Raw genomic sequence first — 20520 nt, 5'->3', positions numbered from 1 at the left:
CCCTGGACCGAGTGCGGCGCCGTGAGGACGACGAACGCCCGGCCCAGCGTGGTCTGGTGCGGAGAGGGGGTGGGCCGATGTGGGACTACCTGGTCGATCGGCGCGGACTGATCGCCTTCCAGGCCTTCCAGCACGTCAGCCTGGTCGTGCAGTGCGTGCTGCTGGCCACCGTGATCGCCATCGGACTGGCGGTGCTGGCCTACCGCAGCCCGCGGCTCACCGGGCTGGCCAACGGCCTCTCGGCCATCGGGCTGACCATCCCGTCGTTCGCGCTGCTGGGCATCCTGCTCGCGCCCTTCGGGTTCGGGATCACCCCGGCCGTGATCGCGGTGACCTTCTACGCCGCCCTGCCGATCCTGCGCAACGCCGTCGTCGGCCTGGCCGGCGTCGACCGGTCGCTGGTGGAGTCGGCGCGCGGCATCGGGATGAGCCGGCTGAGCACGCTGGTGCGGATCGAGCTCCCGCTCGCCTGGCCGGTGATCCTGGCCGGCATCCGGGTCTCCACCCAGATGGTCATGGGCATCGCCGCGATCGCCGCCTACGTGCTCGGCCCCGGCCTGGGCAGCTTCATCTTCTCCGGACTCTCCCGGCTGGGCGGTGCGAACGCGCTGAACGCCACGCTCGTCGGGACCATCGCGATCGTCCTGCTGGCCCTCGTCCTGGACGTGGTGCTCGTGCTGGTCGGTCGCCTGACCACCTCGAGGGGCATCCGTGTCTGAGACCACCGCCGAGCGCGGCGGCGCCACCGCAGCAGCCGCACCGACCCGCACCGACCGCCAGGTCAGCGGTGTGTCGATCCGGCTCGAGGGCGTCACCAAGAACTATCCCGGCCAGGCGAAGCCGGCGGTCGACGCCGTCGACCTGGACATCCCGGCCGGGCAGATGGTCATGTTCGTCGGTCCTTCCGGCTGCGGGAAGACCACGCTGCTGAAGATGCTCAACCGGCTGGTGGAGCCCACCAGCGGCAAGATCTTCCTGGGCGACGAGGACGTCACCGGGCAGGACGCCGACCAGCTGCGCCGCCGGATCGGGTACGTCATCCAGGCCGGTGGGCTCTTCCCGCACATGACCGTGGGCACCAACGTCGGCCTGGTCCCCGGGATGCTCAAGTGGGACCGCAAGCGGATCGACGCCCGGGTCGACGAGCTGCTGGAGCTCGTGGGCCTCGACCCCGAGGTCTACCGCGACCGCTACCCCCGCGAGCTCTCCGGTGGCCAGCAGCAGCGCGTCGGCGTGGCCCGGGCGCTCGCCGCCGACCCGCCGGTGCTGCTGATGGACGAGCCGTTCGGGGCGGTCGACCCGATCACCCGCCAGCGCCTGCAGGACGAGCTGCTGCGCATCCAGGAGGAGCTGGGCAAGACGATCGTGTTCGTCACCCACGACTTCGACGAGGCGGTCAAGCTCGGTGACCGGATCGTCGTCTTCGACGTCGGCGCGCGGGTCGTGCAGTACGACACCCCGGAGGCGATCCTCGCCGACCCGGCGGAGGAGTACGTGGCCGACTTCGTCGGCGCCGGCGCGACGCTGAAGCAGCTGACCCTCACCCGGGTCGGGGACGTCGAGCTGCTCCACCCCCAGCAGGCCCGGGTCGGTGAGGACGCCGCCGAGGTCGTCCGCCGCGCGTCGGCCGCCGGGGAGAAGTACGTCGTCGTGGTCGACCGGCGTGACCGGCCGATCAGCTGGCCGTCGCTGGCGGAGCTGTCCCGGGCGACCACCGTGCCCGACACCGTGGACGAGAAGCTCCCGGTGGTGGGGCTCCGCTCCACCCTCAACGACGCGCTGGACACCATGCTCGCCGCCAGCCAGGGCGGCGTCGTGGTGACCGGCCGGGACGGCGTCGCCGGCGTCATGGTGGTGGAGACGGTGATGGCCGCGATCCAGCGCACCCGCGACGAGGTGGAGGGATGACGGCCCCCCGCCCCGCGGCGACCGAGGCCTACCCCGACACCGAGGTCGACGACGCGCTGGCCCAGACCCAGACGCCGGCGGCCGGCGGCTCGGAGGAGGCCCGCGGTGCGTGGCGCGGGCTGCTCGTGCAGCCGGTCCTCGTGCTGGCCGGGGTGCTGGCCTTCGTCGTCTGGCGGTCGACTGCCGAGCTGGCCGACACCGAGCAGCGCCAGCTCGGCTGGAGCGTGCTGGGCCGCAGCATCGTCGAGCACCTGCAGCTCACCCTGCTGGCCGCCGTCGTCGTGCTGCTGATCGGCATCCCGCTGGGCGTCCTGCTCACCCGCGGGCCGTTCCGCCGGGCCACGCCGCTGGTGCTCGGCGTGGCCAACACCGGCCAGGCCGCCCCGGCGATCGGGCTGTTCGTGCTGCTGGCCACCTGGCTGGGGTTCGGCTTCCGGTCCGCGGTGGTGGCCCTGGTGCTCTACACGGTGCTGCCGGTGCTGCGGAACACCATGGTGGGGCTGCAGGGCGTCGACCCGCGGCTGGTCGAGGCCGGCCGGGGGATGGGCATGAGCTCCCTCGCCGTCCTGCTGCGGGTGGAGCTGCCGCTGGCCGTGCCGGTCATCCTGGCCGGCGTCCGGACCGCCCTGGTGCTGCTCGTCGGCACCGCCACGCTGGCGACCTTCATCAGCGGCGGCGGCCTGGGCCAGCTGATCACCACCGGGATCAACCTCTCGCTGGACAGCCTGCTGTTCAGCGGTGCTGTCCTCGTCGCCCTGCTCGCGCTGGCCATCGACTGGCTCGGCCGCGTCGTGGAGCACGTCGCCCGACCGAAGGGACTCTGATGCGCACCCGCGCCGCCACCGCGTGCTCGCTCGCGGCCGCCACGCTGCTCACCGGGTGCGGTCTGCAGGCCGCCACGCAGTACACCCCGGCGTCCGAGCCGGCCGACATCCAGCCGATCGAGGGGGTGGCCGGCGAGGAGATCGTGGTGGGGTCGAAGAACTTCACCGAGCAGCTGATCCTCGGCAAGATCGCGGTGATCGCGCTGCAGACCGCCGGGTTCGACGTGGTCGACCGGACCAACATCCCCGGCTCGGTGCCGGCCCGTCAGGGCATGGTCAACGGGGAGATCGACATGGAGTGGGAGTACACCGGCACCGCGTGGCTCTCCTACCTCGGTGAGACCGCGCCGATCGTGGACCCGCTGGAGCAGTACGAGGCCGTCCGGGACGCCGAGCTGGCCAACGGCCTGACCTGGCTGCCGCCGGCGGAGGCCAACAACACCTACGCCTTCGCCGTCCGCAGCGAGGCGGTCGACGACCTCGGTGGGATCAGCAGCCTCTCGGAGGTCGCCGAGCTGCCCGTGGAGGAGCGGACCTTCTGCGTGGAGAGCGAGTTCGCCAGCCGGAACGACGGGTTCGTCCCGATGCTGGAGACCTACGGCCTGGAGCTCGGCGACGCCCAGGGCGTGCCGCGGGACAACGTCAGCACGCTGGACACCGGTGCGGTCTACGAGGCCACCGACCAGGGCGCGTGCAACTTCGGCGAGGTCTTCACCACCGACGGCCGGATCCAGGCGCTGGACCTCACGGTGCTCGAGGACGACCGGGCGTTCTTCCCCAACTACAACATCTCGCCGGTGCTGCTCACCGAGACCTTCACCGAGCACCCCGAGCTGGCCGACCTGTTCGGGCAGATCACCCCGCTGCTGACCAACGACGTGCTGCAGGAGCTCAACGCCCGGGTCGACGTGGCCGGCGAGCAGCCGGGGGACGTGGCGCTGGAGTGGATGGTCTCCGAGGGGCTCGTCGAGCCGGCCTGACCCGGCCCGACCTGCTCAGCTGCGGGCGGCCAGCTCGCACAGCCGGCTGACCAGGAACTCCACGGCCGCCTCGCTGTCGACGTCCTCGGCCACCGCCACCGCGGTGGCCGAGGCCGACGGCGTCCGGCGGTCCACCAGGGTCTGCCCGCGCCCGGCCCCGTGGCCGGTGTCCACGACGACGTCCCGGCGCACCGACGTCAGCGTGCCCGGCACGATCGCCTCGGTCAGCGCGAGGGCGTCGTGCACCACCACGCCGTCGACGCCGTAGCTGCTGCGGGCGTGGTCGACGTACTGCTGCAGGATCGCCGCCGCCCGGTCGCCGACCGGGCCGGCCGCGGCGAACCGGGCGATCCCCTCCGCCGTCAGGACGGTGGGCAGCGTGACGTCCAGGCCCACCAGCACGGTCGGCAGGCCCGCGCCGAACACCGCCGCGGCGGCCTCCGGGTCGGCCCACACGTTGAACTCCGCGGCCGCGGTCACGTTGCCGCCGCGGGTGGCCGAGCCGCCCATGACCACCAGCCGGCCGATCCGTGCCGCCGCCTCGGGGTACACGCCGATCAGCAGGGCGATGTTGGTCAGCGGGCCGATCGCCGCCACGGTCACCGGCTGCTCGCTGGCCAGCAGGAGCTCCGCCAGCGCCACCACCGCGGGCCGGGGGTCGACGGCGGCCGGGGACGGCGGCAGCACGACGCCGCCGAGGCCCGCCGTCCCGTGCACGTGCCCGGCCCGCTCCGGCTGCGGGAACACCAGCGACGTGCGGGCGCCCGCGGCCACCGGGACGTCGGACCGCCCGGCCAGGTGCAGCACCCGCAGCGCGTTCTCGGTGGTCTCGGGGAGGCCGACGTTGCCGTGCACCGTCGTCACCAGCTGCAGGTCGACCTCGAGGCTGGCCAGCGCGAGCAGCACGGCCAGGGCGTCGTCGATGCCCGGGTCGGTGTCGATCACCAGGGGGGTGCGCATCGGCCCATCCCACCAGACCGGCCCGACACGCCGGCGCGCCGGATCGGGGGTCGAGGTCATCGGTCGGCCAGGACGGTGCTGACCTGGCCTTTCGTCCGGTGGTGTCGACTAGTGCCCGGGTCCGGAGGCGGGTCATCGACCGCTGCGGAGGGGTCCGGCAACGGTTGGGTCACGCGGTCGTGCGGGGGTGTCCGGAACAGGGGTCCGCGGGCTCCGTCGTCCGTAACTTCTCCCTTGCCCGCGGCCCCTTCCCCGGCCGCGGCGACTACTTCCCGGGAGGGCAGCACATGGCGATCCAGCTGGCACCGGTCCGGTCGGCCGAGCTGCCCGTCGCCCGGGACACCGGCCGGCTCGGGCTGTTCGGCACCGACACCCCGGCGCCGAACACCACCGACCTGGCGTTCGGGCTGGCGGTCGGCCTGGCGTGCGGCGTGCTGGGCATGTCGCCCACCCCGACCGCGGACGACGACGTCGCGGTGCGCCCGCCGCGCTCCCGGCGCCGTCAGCTCGCCCGTCGTGCCGCCGCCTGGGGCGCCGGCGGGGACGGTGCGCACCTGGCCTGGCGGGCGGCGCCGCTGCGGGTCCACCGGCTGACCGACGGCCCGGACCGGTCCGCGACCCGGCCGGCGCCGCTCCGGCCGGCCGCCCCGGTCGCCCCGGTCGCGGGGCGGGCACCGGCCCCCGCCGTGCCGCCGGCCGTGGACCACGAGCTGGAGGCGGCGATCGAGTTCGCCACCGACCTCTCCGTCGACCTGCTCACCACCCCCGCCCGGCTGGCCGCGCGCCCGTCCCGGCTGACCGCCCCGGTGCGGCTGCTGCTCGGCCGGCTGCGCGGCGTGCACCGGCGGGCGGCGGCCTGGGGCAGCGGCCCGGACGGCGCCTCGCTCAGCTGGGGTCGCCCGGTCCCGCCCCCGGTGCACCGGCTGACGCTGACGGCGCTCCCGGAGCCCGCCCCGCGGCCGTCCCGGGTGGTCGTGCCCGAGCCCCGGCAGCCGGTCGACCTCCGGCCCGCCGGCGTCGGCGGCCGGCCCTCCGGCCCGGACCTCCGGCCCTTCGACCCAGACCTCCGGCATCGAGCGCCGGACCTCCGGCACCGTGCACCGGACGACGACGAGGTCCCGCCGATGCGGGAGCTGCCCAGCACCCCCACCGCACCGCCGGAGCCGCGCAGCGCGGCGACGGCGCAACCGCGAGGCAGCGGGAACCGGCCACACTTCTTTAGGGTGGCTACATGTTCACCACGCGGCCGGAGCTCGCCGGCACCTTCGGGATGGTCGCCTCGACGCACTGGCTCGCCAGCGCCGCGGGCATGGCGACCCTCGAGGCCGGTGGGAACGCGTTCGATGCCGCGGTCGCTGCGGGACTCACCCTGCAGGTGGTCGAGCCGCACCTCAACGGCCCGGGGGGCGAGGTCCCGATCCTCTTCGCCCGGAGCCCGCGGGCAGCCACCGGCGCGGGGGTCCCCGTGGTCCTGTCCGGTCAGGGGGTCGCCCCCGCCGGCGCGACGATCGACGCCTTCGGGGACCTCGGTCTCGACCTGATCCCAGGCACCGGTCTCCTCGCCGCCACCGTGCCCGGCGCCCTCGGCGCCTGGCTGACCCTCCTGCGCGACCACGGCACCCTGCCGCTGGGCGCCGTCCTCCGCTTCGCCATCGAGTACGCCGAGCACGGCCACCCGGTCCACCCCCGGGTCGCCGCGACCGTCGCCTCGGTCTCCGAGCACTTCCGCACCCACTGGCCGACCTCGGCCGCCACCTGGCTCGCCCCCGACGGAGCACCCCCCACCGCCGGCCGCCTGTTCCGCAACCCGGTCCTCGCCTCGACCTACCGCCGACTGCTCGACGCAGCGCGCGGACCCTCCCGAGAGGCGCAGATCGACGCGGCACTGGCGTCCTGGTACACGGGGTTCGTCGCCGAGGCGATCGACGAGTTCTCCCGGTCCCCGGTGATGGACGACTCCGGTCGTCCCCACCGCGGCTTCCTCACCGGTGAGGACCTGGCCAGCTGGGCCCCGAGGTACGAGCCGCCGGTCACCCTCGACTGGCAGGGGTGGACGCTCGCGAAGGCCGGGCCGTGGTCCCAGGGCCCGGCGCTGCTCCAGGCGCTCGCGATGCTGGACGGCCACCCGGCAGCAGGGGCCGGGGCCGGGTACGCATCGGGCACCGCCGATGCCGACCTGGTCCACGCCAGCGTGGAGGCGGTGAAGCTGGCGATGGCCGACCGTGAGGCCTGGTACGGCGACATGGCCGAGGTCCCCGTGGACGACCTGCTGTCCACGAGCTACACCGAGCAACGGCGGGCGCTGATCAGCGACCGGGCCAGCACCGAGCTGCGCCCCGGCTCGCCAGGGGGGCGCCCGCCGCGGCTCCCCCGGTTCGTCACCGAGGGCGGCCGCGCCTCCGCCGGTCCGGTCGCCGGGGTCGGGGAGCCCACCGTCGACACGCGGGGCACGACCCGGGGCGACACCTGCCACGTCGACGTCGTCGACCGCTGGGGCAACCTGGTCTCGGCCACCCCCTCGGGGGGCTGGCTGCAGAGCTCGCCGGTCATCCCCTCGCTCGGCTTCGCGCTGGGCACCCGGGCACAGATGTTCTGGCTGGAGCCCGGGCTCCCCAACTCGCTGCAGCCGGGCAAGCGCCCGCGCACCACGCTCACCCCGTCCCTGGCGCTGCGCGGTGGGGTGCCGACCCTGGCCTTCGGCACCCCCGGCGGTGACCAGCAGGAGCAGTGGCAGCTGTGCTTCTGGCTGGCCCACGTGCTGGGCGGGCTGGACCTCCAGGCGGCCATCGACGCGCCGGCCTGGCACACGACCGCCTTCCCGTCGTCGTTCGTCCCGCGGGAGATGACGCCGGACGAGGTCGTGGTCGAGTCCCGGATCGGGGAGGAGACCATCGCCGAGCTGCGCCGCCGCGGCCACGCGGTCACCGTCTCCGACCCGTGGTCGCTGGGCCGGCTCTCCGCGGTCTCGGTCGACCCGGAGACGGGCCTGCTGCGGGCCGGGGCCAACCCGCGCGGGATGCAGGGCTACGCCGTCGGTCGCTGAGCCGTCAGCAGCCCGGCCGTCGTCGGCCGGGCTGTGGTCGGCCCGGTCGGTCAGTCCGGCGCCTCCTCCTCGGCCAGCTCCACCGGCACCACCGCGGCCAGGCAGCGCCGGATCGCCACCACCACGCTGCTCGCCGCGAACAGGTCGTCGTCGGTGCCGGAGCGGGCGCGCCGCAGCTCCACCTCCAGGCCGTGCAGGTCGCGGTAGGCGGTGCGGGTGGTGTCGGGATCGGCCGTCGCGCCCTCGACGGAGCGCAGCACCTGCGCCAGCCCGGTCAGGGCACCGGCCGCCGCCGGCCGCAGGGCCGGGCCGAGCGCCACCTGCGAGAGGTCCGCGGTCTCGGTCTCGGCGATCAGCTGGGTGAGGTCCTCCACCAGCAGGGTGAGGCGTTCCAGCGCCCGGGCCTGGGCGTACTGCCGCTCGGCGTCCTGCTGGTGCCGCCGGGCCCGGCGGTTCCCCCGCCGGGCCTCGTCGGTCTGCTGCACCGCCGCACGCATCTGAGCCAGCACCGGGTCGATGGTGTGGATGCGCTCCCGCCACTCGTCCTCGGTGGGAGGGTGCTCCTGCTGGAGCCCGTCGGCGAGGTCCTCCAGCTGGTCGGCCAGCAGGTCGCGCAGCCGGGCCAGCTCGGTCTGCGAGGGAGCCAACGGCAGCGGCGGGAAGACGGCGAGCACGGCCGTCCCGATCAGGGCGCCGAAGAAGGTGAGCCCGGCGTAGCCCAGCACGTAGTCCAGGGGGTCGCCGCCGCCGATGATCAGCACGAACAGCGCCGAGGTGGGCACCCAGCTCCCGGAGCCGCCCAGCCGGTGCCAGCCGGCCAGGAGCACCCCCACGGTCACCACGATGCCGACCCGCACCACGACCGGGACGGGCAGCGCGTCGACGGCCAGGGCGACGGCGGCCCCGAGCGCGATGGCGGCCACCGACTGGGCGGCGGACCGGGCCGAGCCGGCCAGCGTGGTCGAGGTGGCGATGACCGCCCCGAACGGCGCGTAGTAGGGGTACTCCTGCGCCGGCCCCGGGAGCACCCGGGCGAGTGCCCAGGCGATCGTCGCCGCGATGGCGGCCCGCACGGCCAGGCCGAGCTGCGGGTGCCGGGCCCAGGTGCGCTCCAGCGCGCTCGACCAGGACCGGGGGTCCCGTCTGCTCGGCCGGTGCTCCGGCGACCGGGAGGCGGCTGTCTCCTGCACCGGTCCATCGTCCCCCGCCGATGGGGGAGCCGCCCGGCACGCCCTGCGACCGGTCCGGGGCGTCACCAGGCATGATCGGTTCCGGTACGCGGCCGTGAGGGCCCCGTCGGCGGCGCACGGGAGCGAGGGCGGGGGCGGATGTCGGGGTACGACCCAGCCCACGGGGCGGCTGCCCGGGCTGCGGCGGTGGCCGCCGGGCCGGTCCTCCAGCGGCTGGCCGACCTGGCCGCCCGGCTGCTGGGGCCCGACGTCGCCCAGCTCTCGCTGATCGGTGAGATGCAGACGGCTGCCGTCCTCAGCGGCCCGGCGGCCGCGCGGCAGGCGCTCGAGCTGCCGCTGGCCGAGTCGCTGTGCGCCGTGACCGTCGAGACCGGGGAGCCCCTCGTCGTCCGGGACGCCGCGAACGACCCCCGGGTCGCGGACCGGGCACTGGTCACCTCCGGTGAGATCGGCGCCTACCTGGGTGTGCCGCTGCAGGGCTGGCACGCCGCCCTGTGCGTCTTCGGGGCCGCGCCCCGGGACTGGACCGACCAGGACGTCGCCGTGCTCCACCTGCTCGCCGAGTGCGTCGCGACGGAGCTCCGGCTGGCCGCGGTCGGTGCGGAGTCGGAGGCCAACCGGTGGCGCTGGGGCCTGGCCATCGACGCGGCCGAGCTCGGCAGCTTCGACTGGGACGCCGTCGCCGACCAGCTGATCTGGGACGACCGGTTGCTCGACCTCTACGGCTGGGACCGCGCGGCCTTCCCCGGCACGCTGAGCGCGCTGATCGAGCGGCTGCACCCGGAGGACGCGGACGGCGTCACCGCCACGATCCGCACGGCGCTGGTGACCGGCGAGGGCTTCGACCAGCAGCACCGGGTCCAGCTGCCCAGCGGGGAGCTCCGCTGGGTGCGCGCCCGGGGCCGCGCCGTCCTGGACGGGACGGGGACGGCGGTCCGGGTCGTCGGGGTGGCCCACGACGCCACCGCGCAGCGGCGGGTCGAGGCGCAGGTCGCCGAGGTCCTGGAGTCGATGCCGGCGGCGTTCTTCTCGCTGGACCGGGACTGGACCTTCCGCTACGTCAACGGTGGCGCCGAGGAGCTGCTCGGCGCGACCCGGGCGCAGCTGCTCGGCGGCGACCTGTGGGAGCTGTTCCCCGATGCGGTCGGCAGCGGGTTCGAGACCAACTACCGGCAGGCGATGACGTCCGGCGAACCGGCCGCCTTCGACGCCTATTACCCGCCGCCCCTGGACGCCTGGTACGAGGTGCGCGCCTGGCCGACCCTCGAGGGGCTGTCGGTCTACTTCAGCGAGGTCACCGAGCGCTACCGGACCGAGCAGGCGGCGCGGCGACGGGCCGAGGGGCTGGCCCTGGTCACCCGGGTCTCCGACACCGTCGCCGCCGCCCTGGTCGACGGCCGGGGGGCGGCGGAGGCCATGCGCGAGCTGGCGCTCGGCGTCGTCCCCGCCCTCGGGGACTGGGTGATCGTCAGCCTGACGGACGAGGGCGGCCGGCTGCAGGACGTCGCCACCTGGCACCGGGACCCCGGTCTCCGGCCGGTCGCGGAGCGCTACGCCGAGCTGCGGCTGGCCGCCCTCACCTCGACCGCCCCCCTCGTCGCCGCGCTGGCCAGCGGCAAGGTGATCGAGGTCCCCGACGTGACCGAGGCGGTCGGGCGGACGCTGCCGCCCGGGCCCGTGCGCGAGGCGTTCGAGACGCTGGCCCCGGCGACGGCGGTCGCCCTCGGCCTGACCGCGCACGGCCGGACGGTGGGCGCCATGAGCGTCTACCGCTCGGCCGACCGCGACCCCATGGACCCCGAGGACGTCGAGGTCGTCCACCAGCTCGCCGGTCGGGTGGCCCTGGCGCTGGACAGCGCGGCGCTGCAGGAGCAGCACCGCCGGATGGCCGAGGACCTGCAGCGCAGCCTGCTCACCGACCCGCCGCAGCCGGACCACGCCGACATCGCCGTCCGGTACTCCCCGGCCGTGCAGGCCGCCCAGGTGGGCGGCGACTGGTACGACGCGTTCCTCCAGTCGGACGGGACGACGGTCCTCGCGATCGGTGACGTCGTCGGGCACGACACGAAGGCGGCTGCGGCGATGGGGCAGCTGCGCGGCCTGCTGCGCGGGATCGCCTGGCGCAACGCGGCCGGCCCGGTGCAGGTGCTCCGCGACCTGGACGGCGCCATCGAGGGGCTCCAGCTGCACACCCTGGCGACCGCGGCCGTGGCCCGGCTGGAACGGACCGGCGGGGAGCCGGGGCGGGGGGAGACGCGGCTGCGCTGGTCCAACGCCGGCCACCCGCCGCTGATGGTGCGGCACGCCGACGGTGGGGTCGTGGTGCTGGACACCCAGCGGGCCGACCTGATGCTCGGCGTGGCCGCCGACGCCCCCCGCCGGGAGCACGAGGTGCTGCTGCAGCCCGGTGCGACGGTCGTCCTCTACACCGACGGCCTCGTCGAGGGACGCGACCTCCCGCTCGACGACGGGGTGGCCCGGCTGGCCGGCCTGCTCGCCGAGCTGGGGGACCTGCCGCTGGGGGAGCTGCTGGACCAGATCGTCGACCGGTTGCGCCCGCAGGGGTCGGAGGACGACGTCGCGCTGGTCGCCGTCCGGCTGCACCCCGACGAGGTGCTGCCCCCGGCGCGCTGAGCCGGGCTCAGCGCCGGGGCAGCAGCGCCCAGACGCTCTTCTGGCCGTCGGTGGAGTGCCAGCCGTGGGCGTCGGCCATCTCCGCGATCAGGTAGAGGCCCAGCCCGCCCTGGCTGGGGTCGCGCCCGACCGCCGGCTGCGGGGGGCGCTGGACCGCGGAGTCGCGCACCTCGACCAGCCAGGCGCGCGGCGTCCGCCGCACCTGGGCGTGCACCCCGCCGCCGCCGTGCCGCAGGGCGTTGGAGGCCATCTCGTCGAAGGCCAGGACGACGGCCTCGTCGAGCTCGGCCGCCTGAGGACTGCCGTCGGACTCCTCGGCCAGCCCGCGGCGCAGCTGCGCCCGGACCCGGGGGAGCTCCGCCACGCCGTTCAGCGCCCACTGCCAGCCGGCCTCGGCCGGCGGAGGAGGGGACGACGGCCACGCAAGGCTGGCCCCCTCGCCCGTCACCCGGTCTCCTCGCTGTCGGGCCGCGGACAGTCACGCGGCAGTTTCGGTCCGCGAACGGTCGCACGCCGAACCCCTGTCTTGTCTCGGCAGGGGCAGGTCCAATCATGAAGTCGATGTGATCTACACCTCACCGGTCCGGGGTGGGTCACGCCAGTCGAGCGGCGCGGCGCCCGCTCAGCCGGTGAGCGCGGCCAGGTGGTCGCGCACGGAGGACGGGTCGCGCATCACGCCGCCCATCACCGCGACCCCCCGGGCACCGGCGGCGAGGCAGCCGGGGACGTCGTCCGGGCCGATGCCGCCGAGCGCGAAGACCGGCGGGCCGTGCGGGACCAGCTCGGCCAGGCCGGCGAGCCCGAGGGCCGGGCCGTGGCCGGGCTTGGACGCGGTCAGGAACACCGGGGACAGGAAGGCCGCGTCGCAGCCCTCCGCGCGTGCCCGGGCCAGTTCGGCGGCGGAGTGGCAGGACCGACCCAGCCAGCCGGGACGCGGCGTCGGCAGGGGGTCGGCCGCGGACAGGTGGACGGCGGCGCGTCCCGTGCTCCCGGCGGCACCCGCCCACACCAGGACGCCGTCCACCGGGTCCAGCAGCGCCTGCAGCCGCGCGGCCAGCCGGGCCCGCTCGGCGAGCGGCAGGTCCTTCTCCCGCAGCACGACCGCCCGGGCACCCGCGTCGACGGCGGCGGCCACGGTGGCGGTCAGCCTGCCCCGGCACTGCGTGCGGTCGGTGAGCACGAGCAGCCGCGGCAGGTTCACAGCTCGGGCAGCCCCTGCATCGACGTGGAGGCCTCGGCCAGCCAGCGGCGCGGGATCCGGCCCGCCCCCCGGGCCAGCCGGCCGCCCTCGACGGCCTGCCGCATGGCGAGCGCCATCCGCACCGGCTCCCGGGCGCGGGTCACCGCCGACGCCAGCAGCACGGCGTCACAGCCGAGCTCCATCGCCAGGGCGGCGTCCGAGGCGGTGCCGATGCCGGCGTCCAGCACCACCGGCACGCTGACCTCCTCCCGGAGCAGCGCGATGTTGTACGGGTTGCGGATGCCCAGCCCGCTGCCGATCGGGGAGCCCAGCGGCATGACCGCGGCGCAGCCCACGTCGGCCAGCCGCCGGCCCAGCACCGGGTCGTCGGTGGTGTAGGCGAACACGGTGAAGCCGTCGGCGACGAGCTGCTCGGCGGCGTCCAGCAGCTCGACGGCGTCGGGCAGCAGGGTGCGGTCGTCGCCGATGACCTCCAGCTTGACCCAGTCGGTCCCGAAGGCCTCGCGGGAGAGCCGGGCGGTCAGCACCGCCTCCCGGGCGGTCTGGCACCCGGCGGTGTTGGGCAGCAGCCGGACCTCGCACCGGTCGAGCACCTCGACCATCGAGCTGCCCGCGGCCGCCTCGACCCGGCGCAGCGCCACGGTCACCAGCTGGGTGCCCGAGGAGCGCACCACCTGCTCCAGCACGTCCAGGCTGGGCAGGCCGCCGGTGCCCAGGATCAGCCGGGAGGTGAACGTCTGCCCGGCGATGGTGAAGGGGTCGCCGGCCTCCTCCTGCTCCAGTGCGGGAGCCAGTTCCTCGGTCAGGTCGCGGTCATCGGGCATGTCAGCCTCCTGCGGTGGGGGCGAGCACCTCGAGGCGGTCGCCGGGGGAGAGCTCGGTCGTCGGCCAGCTGCTGCGCGGGACGACGTCCCCGTTGCGGGCGACCGCCACCCGGTCGTGCCCGCTGGTGCGCTGCGCGACGAGCGCGGCGACGGTCGTGCCGTCGGCCAGCTCGACCGGGCTGCCGTTGACGGTCAGCGAGATGGTCATCGGTGCGGGAACCTCTCGACGGTGAACGGGGCGGCGAGCCCGGGCAGCTCGCCGGTGGCCAGCAGCTCGGCGACGAGGTCACCGGTCACCGGGGTGAGCAGGACGCCGTTGCGGTGGTGACCGGTGGCCAGCACCAGCCCGGGCAGCGTGCTGGGCCCCAGCAGCGGGGCGTTGTCGTCGGTGCCGGGCCGCCAGCGGGCGAGGGTCTCCACCAGCTCCAGCTCGGTCACCCCGGGCACGACCTCGATCGCGTCGTGCAGCAGCTCGTGCACCCCACCGGCGGTGACGGTGGCGTCGAAGCCGCGGTCCTCGGTGGTCGCCCCCACGATCAGGCCGTCCTCGCCGTAGGGCACCAGGTACACGTGCCGGCTGCGGACCAGGGCGCGCACGGTGCCGGTCAGCAGCCCCGCCGCACCGGCCATCCGCAGGATCTGCCCCTTGACCGGCCGCACCGGCAGCGGCGGCACCCCGGGGAGCGTGTTGCTGTGCGCGCCCAGCGCCAGGACGACGGTGCCGGCGGCCAGCTCCCCGCCGCCGGCCAGCGCCAGCCCGGTCGCCCGCCCGCCGGAGACCTGCACCCCGGCCACCCGGTCCCGGACCAGGCGCACGCCCGCGGCCTCGACGGCGCCGGTCAGCGCCCGGTGCAGCGCCCTGCCGTCGACCGAGTGGTCGCCCTCGACGGCCAGCCCGCCGCGCAGCCGCGGGGTCAGCCCGGGCTCCCGGCGGCGGGTCTCCCGCGGGGTCAGCCGCTCGACGGCCAGGCCCAGCTCCTGCTGGTAGTCGTGCAGCGCGTCCAGTGCCCGGACGTCGTCGGCGTCGAAGCCGACCACCAGGGTGCCGGCGGTACGCAGCCCCACCGGCAGGCCGCTGGCCGCCTCCACCTCGGCGGCGAACGCCGGGTAGCGCTGCAGGGAGGCCAGGCACAGCCGCAGCAGCGCCTCCTCCCCGTAGGCGGCCTCGGTGACCGGGGCGAGCATCCCGGCGGCGGCGGCCGAGGCCCCGGTGCCGGGGGCGTCGTCGACGACGGCGACCGACAGGCCGCGCTGCGCCGCCCGCCAGGCCACCGACAGCCCGATCAGCCCACCACCGGCCACCGCGACGTCGATCACCGGGAGTCCTCCAGGGCACGCAGCAGCTCGGCGGTCGCGGCACCCGGGTCGGCGGCGCCGGTGACCGCGCCGACCACGGCCACCCCGGTGGCGCCGGCGGCGATCAGCTCCCCGACCCGTGCGGCGGTGACCCCGCTGATGGCGATCACCGGCACCGGCACCGCGGCCGCCACCGCACCGACCCCGGCGACCCCGATCGGGTCGGGGAGCCCGGTCTTGGTGGTGGTGGCGAAGGCCGGGCCGACCCCCAGGTAGTCCGCGCCCTCGGCCACCAGCTGCCGGGCCTGCTGCGGGTCGCGGGCCGTGCCGCCGAGCAGGTGCCCCGGCCCGGCGACCCGCCGGGCCGCGGCGAGCGGGAGGTCGTCGGCGCCAAGGTGCGTCCCGTCGGCGCCGACGGCCAGCGCCACGTCGACCCGGTCGTTGACCAGGACGGTGGTGCCCGCGGGCCGGCAGAGCTCCACCACCGCGCGGGCGAAGTCGTGCAGCACCCGGTCGCTGCAGCCCTTCGCCCGCACCTGCACCACCGGCGCCCCGGCGGCCACCGCGGCGGCGACGACGGCGAGCGCGCGCGGCCCGCCGTCGGCGTCGGTGAGCACGTGCAGCCGGCCCAGCGCGGAGGTCATGCCGGCTGCCGCCCGCGGCGGGCGTCGAGCAGCGCGATCACCGCGGTGAGCACCGCGGCGACGGCCAGGCTGACCAGGGAGGCCGACCAGCCGTTGGCCGGGTCGATGCCCAGGTCGCTCTGCCGGGCGGTCCACCAGGAGGTCCAGCCGGCGCCGACGCCGGCGAAGAAGGTCGGCAGGGTCAGCTGGTAGGCGACGAAGCCGGCCAGCCACGGCAGCAGGTAGACCAGCCGGGCCGGGGCGGTGTCCGAGGTGTCCCACCGGCCGGGGGTGCGCAGCGCGTAGGCGACCAGGAAGACGCCGATCAGCGGCACGAAGACCGCACCGATCAGGAAGAGGAACGGCTCGTAGGCGACGATGTCGAAGCTCAGCGCGAGCACGGTGGCGGTCGCGCCGACGCCCAGCGCGAGCAGCCGGCGGTCCAGCCGGGCCACCACGTTCTGCGCGGACACCGCCGTGGAGTAGACGTTGGCGAACGCCTCGTCGAGCTCGACCGTGACGAGCACCAGCACGGCCAGCGCCCCCAGCGGCACGGCCAGCAGCGCGTCGATGACGTCCAGCCCGGAGCTCCCGTAGGCCGCCAGCGCCAGCACGCCGAGGGTGAACATCGCGACGGTGGCCAGCCCGTAGCCCAGCGCGGTGCTGGTGCCGGCGACCCGGCCGCTGCGCACGTGCCGGGTGTAGTCGGCGGCGAGCGGGAACCAGGAGATCGGCAGGGCGATCACGATGTCGGTCGCCGTCCAGAACGAGGCGGCGCCGCCGCTGTCCAGCGGGGCGAGCGGCTCGGAGAGCACCTCGACGAACAGGTAGACGATCGCGGCCAGCGCCGCCCACACCGCGTAGCGGGACAGCACCCGGACCACGCCGAGGGGCCGCAGCGCCATCGCGGTGGCGAGCACCCCGGCGATCAGCACGAACGGCCAGCGCGGCGCGTCCAGCACCCGGGACGCCGCCTCGGCGATGATCACGATCTCGAAGGTGGCCCAGCCGATGCACTGCACCAGGTTCAGCGCGGTGGGCAGGTAGGAGGCCCGCCGGCCGAGGAGGCCGCGGAGCAGCACCATCGCCGGCACCCCCTCGCGGGCGCCGGCCGCGGCGGCCAGCCCCAGCAGCGAGGCACCGATCACCGCGCCGACGACGATCGCGCCGAGCGTGACCGACAGCGGCCGCCCCGGCAGGACGACGTACACGGCGGCGACCGGCAGCAGCAGGCTGATGCCGAGGTTGCCCCACAGGCCCGCGGACTCGCGGAAGCCCAGCGTGCGGGCGGCTGGTTCGGTGAGGGTCAGCGGTGCGTCTGCACCGGACGTGGTCGTGCCGACGGTTCCGGACGTGCTCATCACGGGCTCCCTACGCCGGCATTACCCGGTCAGGTTCCAGCGGTCGGCGGCGCGTCAGCCGCCCTCTCAGCCCGGTCCTCCGAGCTCCCGCACATGGCTCGACGCCATGACGTGGCCCACCCTAACGACCTCGTAGAGTCCGCGCCGTGCCGGTCGCCGAGCTGCTCCGACGTCATCCCGAGATCTGGCGCGCGGCCACCGCGCACCCCTTCCTGACCGCGGTGCGTGACGGGTCGCTGCCCGCGGGCGCGTTCGACACCTGGCTGGTCCAGGACGCGCGCTTCGTCGCCGACCTGCTGCGCTTCCAGGCCCGGCTGCTCGCCCGGGCGCCGCGGCCGGCCCAGGCGGTGCTCGCCGGCGGTCTGGTCGCCCTGGTCGAGGAGCTGGCCTGGTTCGAGGAGCAGGCGGCCACCCGCGGTCTGGACCTCACCGCCCCCGCGCTGCCGGCCACCGCGGCCTACGCCGAGCTGCTGGACCGGCTGGACACCGCCGACGTCCCGGTCGCGCTGACCGCGCTGTGGACCATCGAGCGCACCTACCTCGACGCATGGACGACGGCGCTGCCCGGTGCCCCGGCCTACCGGGAGTTCGTCGAGCACTGGACCGTGCCGGGCTTCGCCGGCTACGTCGCCGGCCTGGAGACGGCGGCCGACGCGGTGGGCGGTGGTCAGGACGACGTCTTCGCCGAGGTGGTCGCCGCCGAGGTGGCCTTCTGGGACATGGCCCTGGAGCAGGCGGCATGAGCCTGGCCGCCGACCTCTGGGCCGAGAACGCCGACCTCGCCGCCGTCGCGCGGGCGCACCCGTTCGTGCAGGGCATCGGCGACGGCAGCCTGCCGCCGGAGCTGTTCGCCGGCTACGTCGCCCAGGACGCGTTCTTCCTGGAGTCCTTCGCCCGCGGCTACGCCCTCGGCGCCGCGCACAGCCCCGACCGGGCCGCGCTGGACGTCTTCGCCGACCTGCTCGCCGGCGTCCGCGAGGAGCTGCGGCTGCACGAGGGCTACGCCGCCCGCTGGGGCATCGACCTGGCCGCGGTCGAGCCGCTGCCGGCCACGCTGGCCTACACCGACTTCCTGCTCGCCACGGCGGCCCTGGGCGGCAGCGGGCTGACCTGCGCGGCGATGACGCCGTGCATGCGGCTGTACGCCCACCTCGGGCAGTCGCTGGCCGGCCGAGCGGCGCCCGCCTACGCCGAGTGGGTCACCACCTACACCGACCCGGGCTTCGAGGAGCTGGCGGCCACGCTGGAGCGGCTGCTGGACGGCACGGCCGCCGACACGCCCGCGGTCCGGCGCGCCTACCGGCGGGCCATGGAGCTGGAGGTCGGCTTCTTCGACGCCGCCTGGCGCGGTGGTGCGGAGTCCGGCTGATGGCCCTGCTGGCCGCCGAGGAGCTCTCGGTCGGCTACGGCGACGAGCCGGTGTGCGCCCCCGTGACGGTGTCGGTCGAACCCGGGACGGCGGTCGCGCTGGTCGGCCCGAACGGTGCCGGCAAGTCCACCGTGCTGCAGACGATGGTCGGTCTGCTGCCGCCGCTGGCCGGGACGGTCCGCTTCGCCGGTGGGCCGGTCGACGAGCGGGACGCCGGTTTCCGCCGCGCGGTCGCCGGGGTGCTGGACGACGATGCGTTCTTCCCGTCGCTGACCGGCGCGGAGCACCTGCTGCTCACCGCCCGCGCCCACGGGGTCACCGGCGCCGAGCAGGTGGTCGACGCCGAGCTGGCCGCCTTCGGGCTGACCGACCGGGCCGGCGCGCTGCCCTCGGCGCTCTCCTCCGGCCAGCGCCGGCGGCTGGCGCTGGCCGGGGCGCTGGTGCGCCCGGCCGACCTGCTGGTGCTCGACGAGCCGGAACGCCGGCTGGACACCGCGATGCGCCGGGCGCTGGCCGACCGGCTCGCGGCGCTGGTGGACGCCGGCGGTGCGGTGCTGTTCGCCAGCCACGACCCGACGTTCGTCGGCACCCTCGCCGACCGGGTGCTGGTGGTCGGCGAGGACGAGTGCCCGGTGGTCGCGCCCGAGGACGCCGTCGCGGCGTTGCAGGAGGGCTGAGCCACGACCACGGCGGCTCCGCCACGGGCGCGTCGGCAGGAGGAGTGGAGCGGCACCGCCGTTCGCCGGTACACCCGCCGGGCGACGGCCGCCCGGGCCGACACCAGCTGGCTGACCCGGGTGGGGGACACGCTGTCCGGGCTCACCTCCGCCGGGGTCCTCGTGGCGCTGTGCGGAGGCGCCGTCTCCAGCCTCCGCGAGCAGATCGCCGCCCGGCCGGCCGTCGATGCGGCGGTGCTCCCCGGCGGGCTGACCGCGGCGGCCGTCGCGCTCTCCCTGGCCGCGGGGCTGACCGCACTGTTCGCCCGGCTGGGGCCGGTCAGCGCCACACCGGCGGCCGCGGCGTGGTGGCTGCCCCTGCCCGCGGGGCGGCGCGGGCTGCTGCGCGGGGAGCTGCGCCGGGCGGTCGGCCTGGCGGTGGCGGCGGCGCTGGCCGTCGGCGTCCCGGTGGTGCTGGCCTGGAGCCGGACACCGGCCGGCGTCCTGGCCGGGCTGGCGGCCGGTGCGCTGCTGCCGGGTGCCGCCGTCGGGGTGCTCGTCGTCCGGCAGGCCGGTGGTGGCGGCCGGTGGGTGCCCCCGGTCGCCGGTGCGGTGACCGCGCTGGCCCTGGTGGGCCCGGCCGTCGCCGGGTGCGTGGTCGCCGGGCTGGGCGTGGACCTGCCCGACGTCGCGGGCGGGTGGTTGCCGGCGCCGGTGGCGACGGGGCTGCTGGGTGGGCTGCTGGTGGTCGCCGTCCTCTGCCTGGCCCTGGCCGACCGGCGGCTGGCGGACCTGTCCGCCGGCGCGCTCCGCGCGTCGGGGGAGACCGCGCAGTACGCCACGGCGTCGGTCTTCTCGCTGGACACCCGTGAGCTCGGCCGGGCGCTGGGGACGACGGTGCGCCGGCCGCGGCGCCCGCTGGCCTGGCGCTGGGTGCGGCGGCCGTGGCAGGCGGTCGTCGCCGGCGACCTGGCGGTGCTGGCCCGGTCCCCGTGGCGGTGGGGGCAGCTGGCGGCCGGGGCGGCGCTGCCGGTGCTGGCCGCCCGCACCGAGGGGCTGGCCGAGCTGCCCGCCCTGGTGGCGGTGACCGTCGCCCTCGGCTGGGGGACCGCCGCGACGTCACTGGGGGAGCCGAGCCGGCGGGCGGTCGCGGCGCCGGCCGCCGACCGGGCGTTGCCGCTGGGCGGTGCGGCGGTCGTCTGGGCCCGGGCGGTCGTGCCGGTCGCGGTGCTCGCGGGGGTCTGCGGGGTCTCGGCGCTGCTCGTCGGCCAGGGCGCCGGCGCACCGGCCGCGTGGCTGGCGCTGGGCGCGGCCACCGCCCCGGCGTGGGCGGGAGCCGCCGTGCGCGCCGGCTACCGCCCCGACCTGGACTGGTCCGGCCCCGTGCTCGCCTCGCCGATGGGCGCCGTCCCCGTGGGGGTGAGCAGCACCCTGGTGCGCGGGCCGGACGTCGGCCTGCTGGGGACCGCCCCGGTCGCGCTGGCCCTGCTGCTCGGCGCGGTCCCGTGGTGGCTCGTCGGTGCGGCGCTGCTGTGGTCGCTGGCGCTCGGCGCGCTCGCCGTCGGTACGGCCCGGCCCCCGGACTGACCCGGCCGGGTGCAGGCGCCGCGCGGGCCTGGTGCTATGCACTGGGGCAGGACGGCGGGCCGGA

At 76.3% G+C, this 20520-nt stretch carries 19 protein-coding genes and 1 riboswitch; of the genes, 10 read left to right on the top strand and 9 right to left on the bottom strand.

The genetic code is table 11. The features are described 5' to 3' along the window. Positions 1–77: 77 nt before the first annotated feature. Genes FB380_RS06060 through FB380_RS06045 form a run of 4 tightly spaced genes read left to right on the top strand, consistent with a single transcriptional unit; the run spans position 78 to position 3712 of the window. Positions 78–719: an ABC transporter permease gene (locus tag FB380_RS06060; RefSeq protein WP_166754290.1), complete on the top strand. Its 642-nt coding sequence runs from the start codon at positions 78–80 to the stop codon at positions 717–719. Then, complete coding sequence (locus FB380_RS06055; RefSeq protein ID WP_166754289.1) at positions 712–1908, top strand: ABC transporter ATP-binding protein; 1197 nt, start codon at positions 712–714, stop codon at positions 1906–1908. The genes FB380_RS06060 and FB380_RS06055 overlap by 8 nt, the downstream gene beginning before the upstream one ends. Beyond that, entirely contained in the window at positions 1905–2732 is an 828-nt protein-coding gene (locus tag FB380_RS06050; protein WP_166754288.1) for an ABC transporter permease, read from the top strand. The genes FB380_RS06055 and FB380_RS06050 overlap by 4 nt, the downstream gene beginning before the upstream one ends. After that, positions 2732–3712: a glycine betaine ABC transporter substrate-binding protein gene (locus FB380_RS06045; protein WP_166754287.1), complete on the top strand. Its 981-nt coding sequence runs from the start codon at positions 2732–2734 to the stop codon at positions 3710–3712. The genes FB380_RS06050 and FB380_RS06045 overlap by 1 nt, the downstream gene beginning before the upstream one ends. A 15-nt stretch (positions 3713–3727) precedes the next feature. On the opposite strand, the gene FB380_RS06040 is transcribed toward FB380_RS06045, so the two are convergent. Beyond that, the gene (locus FB380_RS06040) at positions 3728–4672 is read right to left on the bottom strand and encodes a nucleoside hydrolase (RefSeq protein ID WP_166754286.1); all 945 of its coding nucleotides are present in this window, start codon (positions 4670–4672) and stop codon (positions 3728–3730) included. Between the two features lie 1231 nt (positions 4673–5903). On the opposite strand from FB380_RS06040, the gene FB380_RS06035 reads away from it, so the two are divergent. After that, positions 5904–7715 (top strand): gamma-glutamyltransferase family protein, encoded by a 1812-nt coding sequence (locus tag FB380_RS06035; RefSeq protein ID WP_166754285.1) that lies wholly within the window; start codon positions 5904–5906, stop codon positions 7713–7715. A 50-nt stretch (positions 7716–7765) separates the two neighbouring features. Here the strand turns inward: FB380_RS06035 and FB380_RS06030 are convergent, their stop codons facing one another. Then, the gene (locus FB380_RS06030; RefSeq protein WP_166754284.1) at positions 7766–8905 is read right to left on the bottom strand and encodes an aromatic acid exporter family protein; all 1140 of its coding nucleotides are present in this window, start codon (positions 8903–8905) and stop codon (positions 7766–7768) included. A gap of 186 nt (positions 8906–9091) precedes the next feature. Between FB380_RS06030 and FB380_RS06025 the strand changes: the two genes are divergently transcribed. Next, positions 9092–11539: a SpoIIE family protein phosphatase gene (locus tag FB380_RS06025; protein WP_229681751.1), complete on the top strand. Its 2448-nt coding sequence runs from the start codon at positions 9092–9094 to the stop codon at positions 11537–11539. A 7-nt stretch (positions 11540–11546) separates the two neighbouring features. Here FB380_RS06025 and FB380_RS06020 read toward each other — a convergent pair whose 3' ends face one another. The 7 genes from FB380_RS06020 to FB380_RS05990 all read right to left on the bottom strand — a co-directional run bounded on the left by FB380_RS06020 (position 11547) and on the right by FB380_RS05990 (position 16844). Continuing rightward, positions 11547–11987: an ATP-binding protein gene (locus FB380_RS06020; protein WP_166754282.1), complete on the bottom strand. Its 441-nt coding sequence runs from the start codon at positions 11985–11987 to the stop codon at positions 11547–11549. A 174-nt stretch (positions 11988–12161) separates the two neighbouring features. Continuing rightward, complete coding sequence (locus tag FB380_RS06015) at positions 12162–12740, bottom strand: thiamine phosphate synthase (RefSeq protein WP_166754281.1); 579 nt, start codon at positions 12738–12740, stop codon at positions 12162–12164. Continuing rightward, complete coding sequence (locus tag FB380_RS06010; RefSeq protein WP_166754280.1) at positions 12737–13564, bottom strand: thiazole synthase; 828 nt, start codon at positions 13562–13564, stop codon at positions 12737–12739. Before FB380_RS06010 ends, FB380_RS06015 begins: the two co-directional genes overlap by 4 nt. Position 13565: 1 nt before the next feature. Continuing rightward, positions 13566–13772, bottom strand: a complete 207-nt coding sequence (gene thiS, locus FB380_RS06005) for a sulfur carrier protein ThiS (protein WP_166754279.1) — start codon at positions 13770–13772, stop codon at positions 13566–13568. Beyond that, positions 13769–14881, bottom strand: a complete 1113-nt coding sequence (thiO, locus tag FB380_RS06000) for a glycine oxidase ThiO (protein WP_166754278.1) — start codon at positions 14879–14881, stop codon at positions 13769–13771. The genes thiS and thiO overlap by 4 nt, the downstream gene beginning before the upstream one ends. Then, positions 14878–15504 carry a thiamine phosphate synthase gene (thiE, locus tag FB380_RS05995; RefSeq protein ID WP_166754277.1) on the bottom strand — a complete coding sequence of 209 codons (627 nt, stop codon included), beginning with the start codon at positions 15502–15504 and terminating at the stop codon, positions 14878–14880. The genes thiO and thiE overlap by 4 nt, the downstream gene beginning before the upstream one ends. Next, positions 15501–16844: a purine-cytosine permease family protein gene (locus FB380_RS05990; protein WP_166754276.1), complete on the bottom strand. Its 1344-nt coding sequence runs from the start codon at positions 16842–16844 to the stop codon at positions 15501–15503. Before FB380_RS05990 ends, thiE begins: the two co-directional genes overlap by 4 nt. Further along, positions 16835–16945: riboswitch (TPP riboswitch) on the bottom strand. It overlaps the preceding gene by 10 nt. Before the next feature lie 45 nt (positions 16946–16990). On the opposite strand from FB380_RS05990, the gene FB380_RS05985 reads away from it, so the two are divergent. From FB380_RS05985 to FB380_RS05970, 4 genes are all read left to right on the top strand, one after another. Further along, entirely contained in the window at positions 16991–17587 is a 597-nt protein-coding gene (locus FB380_RS05985) for a TenA family protein (protein WP_166754275.1), read from the top strand. Then, positions 17584–18213 carry a TenA family protein gene (locus FB380_RS05980; RefSeq protein WP_166754274.1) on the top strand — a complete coding sequence of 210 codons (630 nt, stop codon included), beginning with the start codon at positions 17584–17586 and terminating at the stop codon, positions 18211–18213. Before FB380_RS05985 ends, FB380_RS05980 begins: the two co-directional genes overlap by 4 nt. After that, complete coding sequence (locus FB380_RS05975; protein ID WP_166754273.1) at positions 18213–18890, top strand: ABC transporter ATP-binding protein; 678 nt, start codon at positions 18213–18215, stop codon at positions 18888–18890. Before FB380_RS05980 ends, FB380_RS05975 begins: the two co-directional genes overlap by 1 nt. A gap of 120 nt (positions 18891–19010) precedes the next feature. Beyond that, positions 19011–20456, top strand: coding sequence for a DUF6297 family protein (locus FB380_RS05970; protein WP_166754272.1), 1446 nt, complete (start codon positions 19011–19013; stop codon positions 20454–20456). The last annotated feature ends 64 nt before the right edge of the window (positions 20457–20520 follow it).

The organism is Modestobacter marinus, assembly GCF_011758655.1.
GTDB classification, from domain to species: Bacteria; Actinomycetota; Actinomycetes; order Mycobacteriales; family Geodermatophilaceae; genus Modestobacter; species Modestobacter marinus.
The sequence above is the reverse complement of the archived record's forward strand: the minus strand, read 5'-3'. Positions and strand labels throughout refer to the sequence as shown.